Source organism: Acetobacterium wieringae, from assembly GCF_023700225.1.
Classification (GTDB): Bacteria; Bacillota; Clostridia; order Eubacteriales; family Eubacteriaceae; genus Acetobacterium; species Acetobacterium wieringae.
On sequence record NZ_CP097897.1, the window covers coordinates 185650 to 198825 of the forward strand.

Below are 13176 nucleotides of genomic sequence, written 5' to 3' on the forward strand. Positions count from 1 at the left end.
AATAAGGTGGAGGTTTACCATGGCCGATAAAATAAAAGACATTTTAAAAAACCAAAAAGGCAGTTCGTTGGCATTTGTGATCATTATTGGTGTAATTATTATGATCATGGTTGTCTCGTTGCTGTCGGTGGCCAACAGTGACTTTACCTTTACCCAGCAAACGCTCGAGAGTCGACAGGCTTATATTGATGCCAAGTCGGTGATTGAGTTTGGGAAGATTTTTATTAATAATGACATGTCGGAATTAAATGATTATCAACTGGAAAAAACAGAAAAACAAAATCAATTGAATGCCTTAGATTCTTCAGATCCCAATAATCAGGCGCTAATTGCTTCATTGCAAATGCGTATTTCACAGTTAAATAATCTCATTAGCGGAAAAGAAAACGAGTATCCCAAGCAGATTTTTGGAACTAAAAATAGTGTGACAGGGAATATTGACGATATGGATTCATTGATAGCCCGAAGCAACGGTGATACAACACCATTAGCGACCGAAAAAGTAATTCTGGGGGAATGTCATTTAACGGCAAGTGGTGATGGTGCTTCGCGCGTGTATACATTTAATCTTGATGTTCAAGGTTTGCGGCGAGAGCTTAATTATAAGGTTGATATACCGGTGCAAGCTGATGCGGGAACTGGCGGCATTTCAGGACCACCGGTGGAGGACACTGGCGCTCGCAATACGCATATCCATGCGACCGGAAATAAAGTCAAAATTAATATTCAGGGTGAGGGGAACGAAAAAGAGGATTCTGGGGGAGTGCTCAAAGTTGAAAATTATAATCTAAGTTTAGATATTGGAAGAAATAAAGATAATAACAGTAAATTTGAATGGATGAATGGAAAAACACTGGATATGAAGGCCAAAAATATCTATGTCACAGCGCCAATGCCAACAACTGGTGTGTGGCAGGCTGAATTCAATTTGGGGGACAGAAATAAAACAGAGACAATTTGGTTCAAAGAAAATTATGTTCAGAATAACGGTTCAGGAAAAACAAATACGTTTAAAGCCAAAACAATTATTTTCGATAAAAATCTGACAATAAATGATAATACCAATCTAAATATCGAATGTGATACCCTTTGGGTTAAGGGGGATATTCTTATCAATGCTTCTGGTGGAACGAAATCTTCTTTAATTATTAATGCAAAGAATATTATCATTGGGGATTATACCAATAATCTAAATGGCAATGTTAAGGTGGGAGATCGATCGAAAATTGTCTGGTCTTGTAGTGATAATATCTGGATTCGCGGTAATTTAGATCTGCTGACAAATTCGACGGATTTTTCAAATCCGGATAATAGCCTGACAGCAAAAAATATTGCGATTGGACGAGCAACTAATCCAAGCAATGTTACGGTAAAAAATGGGACAAGAGTTATTTGGGATTGCGAAAATTTCTGGCTTCACGGTGATATGACGACGATCACATCAGGCTCATATCAGGAGTTTAAAAATATTGTGTATTTCTATTCAGGAAAAATAAACTTATCCAATAATTGTCAGATATCAGTAACAGGAAAACAAAACTCGAAAAATCAAATTTTTGTGAGCGGAATTATTCCGTTAGAATCAATTGCCTATAATGTTAAGATTAAAAACGTTGAACTCTTTCAGTGCAATGGTGATTTTGGACTTAAACAAAATTCGGTGCTGGAATTAGATGCTCAAAATGTTCTTGTTAAAGGGAATCTAACCGTTAATCGAACCGGAACCTTGAATATTAACACCCAATATCTTGATGTTGCCGGGAAGACCTATGCGGATAATTCATTAATGAATATCAGTGGTAATGGTACACTAAAAGCTCGGTTTAACGGCTATGAACAGTATAATTCAACAGTTAATATGACTGGCGCCGAAAAAATTATCTTAGGAAGCCCGGTAATTTTAAAGTATGATAATCCACCAACTTTAACGCTCAATGTAAAGGCAGACAGTATCTATTTAAACAGTAGCGGCGGAGACATCAAAAAGAAAACGCAATTAAAATATTCAGGAAATAATGATGGAAGTGCTACTGATTTTTATTTCTATCCTGATCCGTTAGTATTTAAAGACTGGGAGACGGATCGAACCATTAAGCCGGGAAAATATCAAGCCGTGACAGGTAATAAACTGGAAGATCTTCCACTGGAACCATTAACATATAACAGTTCTCCAGAATGGCTTCCTTTGGCGGTGACCTTATTAAATCCGACGGAACCAAGTGTCTCAAATGTGTGGTCTTCTGACGACCCAGTTGACCCTGGCGATCCAACAGGGATAAATAAACAGGGAACTGAGAAATATTATTAAGGGGGCGTCATGAATAAGGTTTTGAAGAATAATGGTGGAATTACCCTGATCGAAACAGTTGTTTCAACAGCGATCATTATGATAATTCTCGTTTCAGTTGTTGGCGCCTTGATGTACGGACAAAAGATGATATTCTTTACGGATAGTAAAAACAATGCAGCGGCAATCGGGCAAGATCAGATTGATAAAATGATTGCAGCCTTTGAAGCAGGAGAAACGCCGGGAAGTTATCCCGATTCAATTGATGGACATGCGGTTGACATCGTTGTAAATAGTAATACAATAGATGAAAAGATAGTATATAATATCAGCGTAAGAGTGTATTACAATAGTGGAAATTCTTACGTTGACCTTGTCGCATTGGCCAAGTTTTATAATAACAAGAATAAAGATAAACCCTTTTCAGAGGGCGGTGATTTTGTATGAAGATGCAGTTTAGCAAGCACTATAATAATGGTTTCACGCTGGTGGAGTTGCTTGTCTCGCTGCTTATCTCGGGAGTATTGATATTTACAGTGATAACGGTTTTTTTGATGTCGCAAAAGCTTTATATTCAAGGTGAGGGAGTTTCATATAAACAAAAGAGTATCACCAACGTAGAAACGGAACTCCAAAATTCACTGTCTAAAGCAATTGAAATCAGAGTAGCTCAAACAACTGGTGGTGATTATAGTATCGGTTTCAATGAAATCGGTGATTGTAACATTGGTCCTGGGGAATACGTTTCAGACCAAGTCAAGGATATTCAATTGGAAATAGTTGGAGATACCATGTCTTACAAACTGATCCCGAAGAACAACACCATGTCAACTTTAAGTGGAGGGATTGTTTTAAATAATTTTGATAACCCGGATTTTGAGCATGATGAATTTGTGAATGGATCGTTAAATGAAAACCTACCTAAATATCTAGTTGTGACATTTGCGACACCCTAAATTCAAAGAAAAAGGTCAAAACGCAAAGATTATTTGTATAATAAAATTTGAATTTACAAGCATGTGTTCTCATGCAAAACGAAAAAAAATAAGAAAGTCAAAGCACTTCAGGAGGAAATATGAAAAAAGTAGAATTTTACGAACCAGCTGGCTGTGCCAGCGGCATTTGTGACCCGATGATCGAGGCCGATCTGCTTCGTATTGAGCATATGGTAAAGGATTTAAGAGAACGGGGTGTTTCGGTAACCCGCTACAATGTGATGGATGATATGCCGTCCTTTATGGAAAGCTTTATTGTCAAAGAAGCCATTGCCACCAAGGGGATTGAGTGTTTGCCGTTGACCATTGTTGATGGAAAAATCGAAATGATGGGAAAATACCCCACTGATTTTGCTCTGGCAAAATGGGCGGGATTGCCCTGGAGCGATCTTGAAATTTATGCGGAACGGGAAAAGCGGGGAAAAACTGTGTTTTTGGGCTTTGGTGAGGAAGTGAAAGGGAACGACTGCGATGATAGCGATTGTAGCGGCGATTGTGATAGTTGTGGCTGATTGGTAAAATAATTCGTAAAAAAAATGAAATGCGAGAGCATTTCTTTTTTTTTGCCAAAAATTACCACAAGAATTTATTATCGCAATTGTATATTTATTAACAAGGAGAATATTAGCAAAGGATTTCAGCGAAAACGTGGAAAAATCGGGCAAAAATCGAGATTGACCTGCAAATATTTATATTGAAAAAGTTTGTATTTTACCCTAATAAAGTGGTAGAATAATATGCAATGTGAAAAGAAGGAGAATTTAGTATGCAATTTGACCGAAAGCTTCAGCTTGCAACGGACTTATACCAATTTACCATGGGAAATGTATACGTTCAGGATGGTAAAGAAAAAGAAGAAGCAGTCTTTGACGTTTTTATTAGAAACAACCCATTTGCTGGGGGTTACACTGTTGTAGCCGGATTAGAGCAGGTGATTGAATACATCAAGGGCATCCGGTTTACCAGTGAAGACACGGCATTACTGAAAAAAAATCATCCTGAATTTTCACCCGCTTTTTTAGCTTATCTGGAGAACTTTAAATTCGAAGGGGAAATTTTTGCCATTCCGGAAGGGAGTATTATTTTTCCGATGGAACCGATTATTCGGGTCAAAGCGCCGCTGATTCAAGCCCAGATTGTTGAAACCACGATTTTGAGCATTGTCAATCATCAGACCCTGATTGCCACCAAGGCCGCCCGGATCATTGAAGAAGCCCGGGGCGATGTGGTAATGGAGTTTGGGTTACGCCGAGCCCACGGAACCGAAGCCGGTTTTTATGGCGCCCGGGCCGCCGTTATTGGTGGCTGTGCCGGAACCAGTGTGGTGGAAACCGAAGCAATGCTTAATCGGCCGGCGATGGGAACCATGAGCCACAGTTTTATTCTCAGCTACGACACCGAGCTGGAAGCATTTGAAAAATATGTTAAATATAATCCCGATAATGCCACCCTGTTGGTGGATACCTACAATACCCTGGAAAAGGGAGTGCCCAACGCCATCAAGGTTTTTAAAAAAGCCCTGGCTGAAGGGGCGATTACTGGTCGCTATGGAATTCGGATCGATTCCGGGGATTTGGCATATTTCAGTATTGAAGCCCGAAAAATGCTCGATGAAGCCGGACTTCACGATGCCGGGATTGTGGCTTCATCAGATCTGGATGAACATCTGATCAAAGATTTAAAAAGCCAGGGGGCAAAAATCAATTCTTGGGGTGTTGGCACCAAGTTGATTACCGCCTATGATTGTCCAGCTTTGGGTGGTGTGTATAAACTGTCGGTGATTTCCGGCAAAGCAAAACTGAAGGTTTCCAACGATCCCGAAAAGATCACCAATCCCGGATACAAAAAAATCTATCGTATCTATGGGAAGAGTAATGGGATGGCCCTGGCGGATCTGATTACCCTGGAAGATGAAACCATCAATGAAGATGAACCACTGACTATTTTTCATCCGGTGCATACCTGGAAAAAACGAATCATCAATGATTATTATATCCGGGAACTGCTGGTGCCGGTTTTTATCAATGGAAACTGTGTTTATCAATCGCCGACGATTGCAGAGATTCAACAGCACTTAAAAGATGAAAAAAATAGTTTATGGCCAGCGTTTAAGCGGATGGTCAATCCCCATGTTTATCATGTCGATTTATCTGAGAAGCTTTGGGCGCTGAAACAAAAGCTGTTAAGTGAGGCTGAATAAAATTTAATTTGTGATGATGACTTAAGAAAAATGGATACAATCATGAAAACAAAAATAATAAATATAGAAGTGCTTGATGAGTCGACTTTAGCGGACTTGGAAGCGGTCGCCAGTCTAATCAGAGCTGGGGGCACAGTGGTATTTCCCACCGAAACAGTTTATGGCCTGGGTGCCGATGCATTAAATCCCCAGGCGATTAAAAAGATCTTTGCGGCCAAGAGCAGGCCGGATGATAATCCGTTGATTGTTCATATCGCCAGCCTGGATGAGGTGAAGCCATTGGTTGCCAATATTCCAGCAAAGGCGGAAACACTGATGAAGGTGTTTTGGCCAGGTCCTTTGACAATTATTATGGAAAAAGCGGTCACCATTCCAACCGAGGTAACCGGTGGATTGAATACGGTGGGGGTTCGCTTTCCGGATCATCCGATTGCCCAAGCCTTTATCAAAATGGCTGGCTGCCCGATTGCTGCACCCAGTGCCAATCGTTCAGGTCGCCCCAGTCCAACCCAGGGAAAGCATGTCCTGGAAGATCTGGATGGTCGGGTTGATGGCATGATTCTATCTGCAGATACGGAGCTGGGTTTGGAATCCACGGTGATTGATATGACAGTGGAGCCGCCAGTAGTGTTGCGGCCAGGGGATATTACTCTGGCAGAACTACGAGAAATTTTAGGTGAGGTGGCGGTTTCTGCCAATGTAACCGAAAATGTGGTGCCGGAAAAGATTTCATCCCCAGGGATGAAATACACCCACTATTCACCCAAGGGTGAACTGGTTGTGGTTAAGGGAAGTCCGGAAGAAATCCGGGACAAGATTAACCGGGCGCTTTCGCATCACAAAGGAAAGGCGATGACCATTGGGGTGCTGGCCAGCGATGAAACCATGGGCTTTTATCGGGAAGGCCTGATTATTTCCCTGGGCAGCCGAAATGATCCCAAAGAGATGGCCAAGAACCTTTTTTCACGTCTTCGTACCTTTGATGAATTGGGTGTTGAAAAAATATTTGCCGAAGATATTCCCTTGAACAATGAAACATTGGCATTAATTAATCGGCTGTATAAGGCGGCTGGCTATGCCTTTATATAAATAGGAAGGAAAATAAGAATGAAACTTGCAATTGGATCAGATCATGGGGGACTGGCATTAAAAGCGGTCATTAAACCATTTTTAATCGAACAGGGACACGAGGTGGTTGATTTCGGAACCGAAACAGCCGATTCTTGTGACTACCCCATTTACGGGCAACGGGTTGGCGAAGCAGTCAGCTTTGGAGACTGTGATCGGGGCATCGCAATTTGCGGAACAGGTCTGGGGATCTCCATGGCGGTTAACAAGGTGCCTGGTATCCGGGGTGCTTTGTGTACCAATGAGTTTATGGCTGAAATGTCAAGAGAACACAATGACGCCAACGTCCTGGTGTTGGGAGCCCGAGTTTTGGGCGAGGGTCTGGCATTGCGGATTGTCAAAGTCTGGCTGGAAACGGAGTTTGGTGGAGACCGTCATCAACGACGGATCGATGGAATTACAGCCATCGAAAAAAAATATTCAAAATAACAAAAAAATAGATTTGCTGTATATACAAGTCTATAAAATTGTGATACTATATGTAAAAGATTTCACGGAAAAGGATAAATATTAGCTTTTTCTTTTAGTTTGTAGATTAATTAACAAATGAGATGGCAAAAAATAACAGGAATGTAGCGAAATATTACTGCAAAGGTTTGGAGTGTTGAATGAAGCGGGAAAAAGAGAAACCTTATAAATACCTGGCGATGATCTCACAGATTGGGATATCAGTCCTTGTCCCGGTCGGCATTATGATTTTTATCGGCAAGGTTCTGGATTTCTATTTTCATACTGGCAACATGGTGGTGATTATTTTAGCGGTGCTGGGAGTCATGGCTGGTTTGCGAAACATGTATGTAATCCCCCTGCGGATGAGCGAAAAGGCTCAGAAAATAGCTGAGGAAAATGAGACGGATGAAGAACGGGCCGCCAGAAAAAAGCGTGCCCAAGACTATCGGGATCAGATAAAGAAGGAAGATGCAAACGATGAAAACGATACAGAGTTTTAACAAATTATCTTTAGAAACACGAATAATGATTGAAAGCGGATTGGTCAGTCTTGGTTTGATGCTGTTTAGTTTTCTCACCAAAGATCCCCTGGCATTTGCCCTGGGTGTTCTCTTTGGTGGCGCTTACAGTATTCTCAATTTTCGACTCATGCAATTAACCTTTGACAAGGCAATGAAAATGCCATCGGCGAGGGCTCAAAAATATGTTCAGACCAGATATTTTTTGAGATACCTGATAACCGGTGTTGTTATATATGTGGCAATTATTAATCCCTGGGTAAACATCATTGGTGTGCTGCTCGGGTTGGTTGCCGTAAAAATTTCAGTTTTAATCAATTCAACAGTATCAAAAAAAACGTCTTGATCAATGAGGCGTAAAAATCCAAAAACACAATAGACGTTTTAAATTTTAAAACGTCTGGACAATGAGGTGAAAAAACAATGGAAGGCCCAAAAATTTACGGGTATATCTACGGATTCCCAATCACACAAACACTTGTGAACACCTGGATAATCATGGTGATGATTCTGGTTGTGTGTGCTATTTTGACAAAAAATATGCAAAAGCGTCCAGGAAAAGCCCAAGTCATTGCTGAAACCATTGTCACGGTTATGGATGGTTTAGTCGGCCAAACGATGGGAAAAGATAAGATGAAGTTTGCTCCTTGGATGCTTGCTTTAATCATGTTTCTTGCGTTTTCGAACACGTCTGGAATCTATGGTCTGAGATCTCCGACAGCCGATTTAAACTGTACAGTTGGCCTGGCTTTGATGACATTCTTTATGACCCAGTTCTTTGGTTTAAAATCAAAGGGGTTGGGAGGCTACCTCAAGGGTTTCCTTGAGCCAATGCCGTTCTTACTGCCAATTAATATCATTGGCGAATTTGCCAATCCGGTTTCCCTGTCGTTCCGTCTTTTCGGAAACTTGCTGGGGGGCGGGATTATCATGGCGCTACTGTATTCAGCGTTAGCAGGACTTATGTTCTTCCCGATCGTAATTCCTGTACCATTCCATTTCTATTTTGATATCTTCTCAGGATTATTGCAAAGCTTTATCTTTACAATGCTATCCATGGTGTTTATTTCTGGGGCTATGGATTAATGGGAGAGAAAGGGAGGAAACGGTATGATTGGTGATGCGAATATTGTAGATTTTTTATTGCAGTTTCTCGGCCAGTTTGATGGCATTGATGTGATCAAAGCATTTTCAGCCATTGGCGCAGGGACTGCCATGATTGCTGGGGTAGGACCTGGTATTGGCCAGGGATTTGCCGCCGGTAAAGGTGCAGAAGCAGTGGGAATTCGGCCCGATTCCCAAAGTGATATTATTCGAACAATGCTACTTGGTGCAGCAGTTGCTGAAACCACAGGTATTTATGGGCTCATCGTCGCATTGATTCTGCTCTTTGCGAATCCCTTTATGGGTTAATCGTCGTACTGATTTTAATCACTACGAATCCCTTTTAGAAGGGAAGGAAATTTTTAGGAGGAACGTTTAATTATGGAAGGTTTAGATTTTATTAAAGCGTGTTCAGCCATTGGTGCTGGTATTGCGATGATCGCTGGGGTAGGACCTGGTATTGGTCAGGGATTTGCCGCTGGTAAAGGTGCTGAAGCGGTTGGTCGTCAGCCAGAAGCACAAAGTGACATCGTCAGAACCATGCTTCTTGGTGCAGCGGTTGCTGAAACCACTGGTATTTATGGGTTGATTGTTGCATTGATCTTATTATTTGCAAACCCATTTCTTGGTTAATTAATATTAATTTTAAATTTCGGTTGAAATTAGGAGGAAGAAACACAAATGGAAGGTTTAGATTTTATTAAAGCATGCTCAGCTATTGGTGCCGGTATTGCCATGATCGCTGGAGTAGGACCTGGTATTGGTCAGGGTTTTGCCGCTGGTAAAGGTGCTGAAGCGGTTGGTCGTCAGCCGGAAGCACAAAGTGACATCGTCAGAACCATGCTTCTTGGTGCAGCGGTTGCTGAAACCACTGGTATCTATGGGTTGATTGTTGCACTGATTTTACTTTTTGCCAATCCTTTTCTTGGTTAATAGGTGATTCTGTAATGAAATACGTTAATGCTTATGAATTAGAAAGGGGGCTATAACATTATGGTTGAATACGCAGGCTTAGTTGGAATTGACTTAAAACTCTTGGCGGCAACGATCGTTAACTTTATCATTTTCTTTTTGCTATTAAAAAAATTCTTTTACGAAAAAGTTAAAGATATTATTGCAAAAAGACAAGAGGATGTTTCGGCTGAAATAGTAGGTGCTACCGAAAAGAACGCCGCAGCAGCGAAATTAAAACAGGAATATGAAACCTTATTGGCAGATATCCGGTCAAAAGAACGTGAAATTATTCGTGATGCAAATGTAGAAGCACAGGCTCAAAAACACGATATTATCGAAAAGGCTCATGCTGATGCAAAATTGATCATGGAAAAAGCCATGGCTGAAATTGAAGTTGAAAAACGTAAAGCGATGAATGAGGTTAAATCAAACATCGTGGATCTGTCACTCTTTGCAGCTGAAAAAATTATCCACAAATCCATGGATCAGAAACAGCATGAAAAAATGATTCTGGACTTTATCGATAAGGTAGGGGATGCTAAATGAGTTTAGTAGCGAAAAGATATGCCCAGGCCTTATTCGACACTGCCGTCGATAAAAACATTGTTGATGGAATGTATGATGAGTTTTCTTCGGTCATTGATCTTTTCAAGTCTGAAGCCGGATTAATGAATCTGATGTTAACCCCTTCAATGAATACTTCTGAAAAGAAAGGTGTTCTTGGCCGGGTTTTTGGAGACTCATATAATCAGTACTTGAGAAATTTTTTAAACATTCTTTTGGATAAAAATCGTTTTGAATTTTTGTTAGAAATCCACGATACATTCAAACAGTTGGTGTTACCCTACAAAAACACAGTGGAAGCCCGGGTTCTAACCGTGGTACCCCTGGACGAAGCCCTTCGGGTCGCTTTGGAAGCCAACCTGGCCAAACGTTTTGATAAAAAGGTGATTCTTGAAAATGTCATCGATGATTCAATTCTTGGTGGTGCGGTGGTTTATGTTGGGGATCAGGTAATTGATGGGAGCATCAAAAATCAGTTAAGTCAAATGAAAACGCAAATGAACAGTCTAAGACTACATTAAAAAGAGGTGAGTAAAGTTGAATCTCCGACCAGAGGAAATAAGTCAAATTATTAAAAATGAAATAGAGCGTTATCAAGATAAGCTTGAAGTCGTCGATGTCGGTACGGTCATTCAAGTTGGAGACGGGGTTGCCCGTGTTCATGGTCTTGAAAATGCTATGGCAGGTGAGCTTTTAGCTTTCCCGAACGAGGTTTACGGGATGGTATTAAATCTTGAAGAAGATAACGTCGGTTGTGTTCTTTTAGGTTATGATGATAACATCGTTGAAGGTGACATTGTTCGTTGTACCGGTCGTATTGTGGAAGTGCCAGTTGGTGACGCCATGATTGGCCGTGTTGTTAATGCTTTGGGTTTCCCCATTGATGGAAAAGGCCCAATTGCCACTGACCACCATCGTCCCGTTGAGGTTAAAGCACCTGGGGTAATCGAACGTGAATCAGTAAATCAACCGATCCAAACCGGATATAAAGCGATTGACTCGATGATTCCCATCGGCCGTGGTCAACGTGAGTTAATCATTGGTGACAGACAAACCGGTAAAACCGCACTGGCGATTGATACCATCATCAACCAGAAAGGTGAAGATGTTATCTGTATCTATGTTGCCATCGGCCAGAAAGAATCAACCGTTGCCCAGATCGTGGGACAATTGGAAGAAAACAACGCCATGGATTATACCATCGTTGTTTCAGCCAGTGCTTCACAATTGGCACCACTGCAATACCTGGCACCATACGCTGGGGTTACCATGGCGGAATATTTCATGAATGAAGAACAAAAAGATGTTCTGATCATTTATGATGATTTATCAAAACATGCGGTTGCTTACCGAGCCATGTCCCTGATTCTCCGTCGTCCACCAGGACGTGAAGCCTATCCAGGGGATGTATTTTACCTCCATTCACGGCTTCTTGAACGAGCTGCCAAGCTTAAAGCGGGCGGATCGATCACTGCTCTGCCAATTATTGAAACCCAGGCAGGTGACGTTTCGGCCTATATCCCAACCAATGTAATTTCGATTACAGATGGTCAGATCTTCCTGGAAGCTGAACTGTTCCGTTCCGGTATTCGTCCAGCCGTTAACCCGGGGATTTCGGTATCGCGAGTTGGGGGGTCTGCTCAGATTAAATCCATGAAAAAGGTTGCCGGACCACTGCGAATTGAGTACGCTCAATATCGTGAGTTGGCATCATTTGCCCAGTTTGGATCAGATCTGGACGAAGCGACCAAGGCTCAGCTGGCAAAAGGGGAACGAATCGTTGAGATCCTGAAACAGGATCAATATGATCCAATGAATGTTGAAGATCAGGTTCTGATTCTTTATGCAGCAACCAATGGTTTCCTTTTAGATATTGAAGTTAAAAATATTCGTGAGTTTGAAAAAGGTCTGATTGCATACGCCCAGAAGAATTATGCACAAATCATGGCTAAAGCAAAAGGTAAGGATGGCCTTTCGGATGAGGTTGTTGCAGGTTTTGCTGAATGTATTGAGGCTTATAAAAAAGTTTTCAGTAAATCTGTATAGATTGTCAGCGGAGGTGATTCTGAGTGGCAGAAAATGTACAAGATATTAAACGTCGGATAAAAAGTGTAAACAGTACAAAGCAAATCACCCATGCCATGGAACTGGTGGCTTCGGCTAAACTGCGAAAAAGCCGTGAACTGGCCGAAGGTCGTCGCCCTTATTTTGAGGCCATGATTGAAAGTATGGGACGCATTGTTGAAAAAAGTGGAAGCACCCGAAATGTTTTCATGAACCAGCGTGACGTTAAAAAAGTTGCCTATATTGTCCTGACTGGCGATAAGGGTCTGGCTGGTGGTTACAATGCCAATGTTTGCAAACTGGTTGAGGATCACATAACAAACAAAGAAGATGCTTATATTTATGCCGTTGGATCTCGTGGTCGGGATCATTTCAGAAACCGCGACTACACGATTCAGGGTGAATATCTCGGAATTTCCGAACGACCAAACTTTTTTAATGCCCGGGAAGTGGCGGCAGTAGTGATGGAAGGATTTAAAAAAGGTGACTATGACGAAGTTTATGTTGTCTACACCAAATTTATCTCTACCATTTCACAACATGCCAGCCTCATGAAATTACTTCCTCTCAGCGTGGAAGATCTCAAACCGGCAAAAAAAGTGGAAGCGGTCGAAAATGAAGGAAAAAGCAAAGATCTTACCGTCATGCTCTATGAGCCCGATCCGGAAGAGCTGCTAAATCAGCTGATTCCGAACTTTGTCAGTAGCACCGTCTATGGCGCAATGATCGAAAGTGCCGCCAGTGAACAAGGCGCCCGTCGAACCGCCATGGAATCGGCAACAACCAACGCCAATGAGATGATCGATGGTTTGACACTGAAATACAACCGTGTCCGTCAGGCAGCAATTACTCAGGAAATTTCTGAAATTGTTGGTGGGGCGGAAGCATTGAAATAATAACAATTTGCATAGG

Annotated in this window: 17 protein-coding genes; all 17 read left to right on the forward strand. The window is 41.6% G+C overall.

Annotated elements, in window-relative coordinates:
* Positions 1 to 19: 19 nt before the first annotated feature.
* The 17 genes from CHL1_RS00900 (at position 20) to atpG (ending at position 13160) form a co-directional block, all read left to right on the forward strand.
* Positions 20 to 2308 carry a hypothetical protein gene (locus CHL1_RS00900; RefSeq protein WP_250934380.1) on the forward strand — a complete coding sequence of 763 codons (2289 nt, stop codon included), beginning with the start codon at positions 20 to 22 and terminating at the stop codon, positions 2306 to 2308.
* A gap of 9 nt (positions 2309 to 2317) precedes the next feature.
* Positions 2318 to 2734 carry a type IV pilus modification PilV family protein gene (locus CHL1_RS00905; RefSeq protein WP_250934381.1) on the forward strand — a complete coding sequence of 139 codons (417 nt, stop codon included), beginning with the start codon at positions 2318 to 2320 and terminating at the stop codon, positions 2732 to 2734.
* The gene (locus CHL1_RS00910) at positions 2731 to 3243 is read left to right on the forward strand and encodes a PilW family protein (protein ID WP_250934382.1); all 513 of its coding nucleotides are present in this window, start codon (positions 2731 to 2733) and stop codon (positions 3241 to 3243) included. The genes CHL1_RS00905 and CHL1_RS00910 overlap by 4 nt, the downstream gene beginning before the upstream one ends.
* Before the next feature lie 119 nt (positions 3244 to 3362).
* Entirely contained in the window at positions 3363 to 3794 is a 432-nt protein-coding gene (locus CHL1_RS00915; protein ID WP_070371635.1) for an arsenic metallochaperone ArsD family protein, read from the forward strand.
* Between the two features lie 254 nt (positions 3795 to 4048).
* The gene (locus CHL1_RS00920; RefSeq protein WP_148636772.1) at positions 4049 to 5482 is read left to right on the forward strand and encodes a nicotinate phosphoribosyltransferase; all 1434 of its coding nucleotides are present in this window, start codon (positions 4049 to 4051) and stop codon (positions 5480 to 5482) included.
* 42 nt (positions 5483 to 5524) lie between these two features.
* Positions 5525 to 6571: an L-threonylcarbamoyladenylate synthase gene (locus tag CHL1_RS00925; RefSeq protein ID WP_250934383.1), complete on the forward strand. Its 1047-nt coding sequence runs from the start codon at positions 5525 to 5527 to the stop codon at positions 6569 to 6571.
* A gap of 18 nt (positions 6572 to 6589) precedes the next feature.
* Positions 6590 to 7039, forward strand: a complete 450-nt coding sequence (rpiB, locus tag CHL1_RS00930; protein WP_228877819.1) for a ribose 5-phosphate isomerase B — start codon at positions 6590 to 6592, stop codon at positions 7037 to 7039.
* A 179-nt stretch (positions 7040 to 7218) separates the two neighbouring features.
* The gene (locus CHL1_RS00935; protein ID WP_228877817.1) at positions 7219 to 7560 is read left to right on the forward strand and encodes an AtpZ/AtpI family protein; all 342 of its coding nucleotides are present in this window, start codon (positions 7219 to 7221) and stop codon (positions 7558 to 7560) included.
* On the forward strand, positions 7538 to 7924 hold the full coding sequence (locus CHL1_RS00940; protein ID WP_250934384.1) for an ATP synthase subunit I: 387 nt from the start codon (positions 7538 to 7540) through the stop codon (positions 7922 to 7924). Before CHL1_RS00935 ends, CHL1_RS00940 begins: the two co-directional genes overlap by 23 nt.
* Before the next feature lie 77 nt (positions 7925 to 8001).
* Positions 8002 to 8664, forward strand: coding sequence for a F0F1 ATP synthase subunit A (gene atpB / locus CHL1_RS00945; RefSeq protein WP_148636762.1), 663 nt, complete (start codon positions 8002 to 8004; stop codon positions 8662 to 8664).
* Positions 8665 to 8688: 24 nt separating this feature from the next.
* On the forward strand, positions 8689 to 8991 hold the full coding sequence (atpE, locus tag CHL1_RS00950) for an ATP synthase F0 subunit C (RefSeq protein ID WP_026393411.1): 303 nt from the start codon (positions 8689 to 8691) through the stop codon (positions 8989 to 8991).
* 72 nt (positions 8992 to 9063) lie between these two features.
* Complete coding sequence (atpE, locus tag CHL1_RS00955; protein WP_026393412.1) at positions 9064 to 9315, forward strand: ATP synthase F0 subunit C; 252 nt, start codon at positions 9064 to 9066, stop codon at positions 9313 to 9315.
* 48 nt (positions 9316 to 9363) lie between these two features.
* The gene (gene atpE, locus CHL1_RS00960) at positions 9364 to 9615 is read left to right on the forward strand and encodes an ATP synthase F0 subunit C (protein WP_026393412.1); all 252 of its coding nucleotides are present in this window, start codon (positions 9364 to 9366) and stop codon (positions 9613 to 9615) included.
* 60 nt (positions 9616 to 9675) lie between these two features.
* Positions 9676 to 10182 (forward strand): F0F1 ATP synthase subunit B, encoded by a 507-nt coding sequence (gene atpF / locus CHL1_RS00965; protein WP_250934385.1) that lies wholly within the window; start codon positions 9676 to 9678, stop codon positions 10180 to 10182.
* Positions 10179 to 10721 (forward strand): F0F1 ATP synthase subunit delta, encoded by a 543-nt coding sequence (locus CHL1_RS00970; protein ID WP_070371627.1) that lies wholly within the window; start codon positions 10179 to 10181, stop codon positions 10719 to 10721. Before atpF ends, CHL1_RS00970 begins: the two co-directional genes overlap by 4 nt.
* Positions 10722 to 10737: 16 nt before the next feature.
* Entirely contained in the window at positions 10738 to 12246 is a 1509-nt protein-coding gene (gene atpA, locus CHL1_RS00975; protein ID WP_070371626.1) for a F0F1 ATP synthase subunit alpha, read from the forward strand.
* A gap of 23 nt (positions 12247 to 12269) precedes the next feature.
* Positions 12270 to 13160: an ATP synthase F1 subunit gamma gene (atpG, locus tag CHL1_RS00980; protein ID WP_250934386.1), complete on the forward strand. Its 891-nt coding sequence runs from the start codon at positions 12270 to 12272 to the stop codon at positions 13158 to 13160.
* Positions 13161 to 13176: the final 16 nt, after the last annotated feature.

Bases quoted from the DNA above. Each gene is read 5' to 3' on its own strand.
- atpE (WP_026393412.1), top strand. From the start codon at position 9,064: ATGGAAGGTTTAGATTTTATTAAAGCGTGTTCAGCCATTGGTGCTGGT.
- atpE (WP_026393412.1), top strand. From the start codon at position 9,364: ATGGAAGGTTTAGATTTTATTAAAGCATGCTCAGCTATTGGTGCCGGT.
- CHL1_RS00940 (WP_250934384.1), top strand. From the start codon at position 7,538: ATGAAAACGATACAGAGTTTTAACAAATTATCTTTAGAAACACGAATA.
- CHL1_RS00970 (WP_070371627.1), top strand. From the start codon at position 10,179: ATGAGTTTAGTAGCGAAAAGATATGCCCAGGCCTTATTCGACACTGCC.
- atpB (WP_148636762.1), top strand. From the start codon at position 8,002: ATGGAAGGCCCAAAAATTTACGGGTATATCTACGGATTCCCAATCACA.
- CHL1_RS00910 (WP_250934382.1), top strand. From the start codon at position 2,731: ATGAAGATGCAGTTTAGCAAGCACTATAATAATGGTTTCACGCTGGTG.
- CHL1_RS00935 (WP_228877817.1), top strand. From the start codon at position 7,219: ATGAAGCGGGAAAAAGAGAAACCTTATAAATACCTGGCGATGATCTCA.
- atpF (WP_250934385.1), top strand. From the start codon at position 9,676: ATGGTTGAATACGCAGGCTTAGTTGGAATTGACTTAAAACTCTTGGCG.
- CHL1_RS00925 (WP_250934383.1), top strand. From the start codon at position 5,525: ATGAAAACAAAAATAATAAATATAGAAGTGCTTGATGAGTCGACTTTA.
- CHL1_RS00900 (WP_250934380.1), top strand. From the start codon at position 20: ATGGCCGATAAAATAAAAGACATTTTAAAAAACCAAAAAGGCAGTTCG.
- rpiB (WP_228877819.1), top strand. From the start codon at position 6,590: ATGAAACTTGCAATTGGATCAGATCATGGGGGACTGGCATTAAAAGCG.
- CHL1_RS00905 (WP_250934381.1), top strand. From the start codon at position 2,318: ATGAATAAGGTTTTGAAGAATAATGGTGGAATTACCCTGATCGAAACA.
- CHL1_RS00915 (WP_070371635.1), top strand. From the start codon at position 3,363: ATGAAAAAAGTAGAATTTTACGAACCAGCTGGCTGTGCCAGCGGCATT.
- atpE (WP_026393411.1), top strand. From the start codon at position 8,689: ATGATTGGTGATGCGAATATTGTAGATTTTTTATTGCAGTTTCTCGGC.
- CHL1_RS00920 (WP_148636772.1), top strand. From the start codon at position 4,049: ATGCAATTTGACCGAAAGCTTCAGCTTGCAACGGACTTATACCAATTT.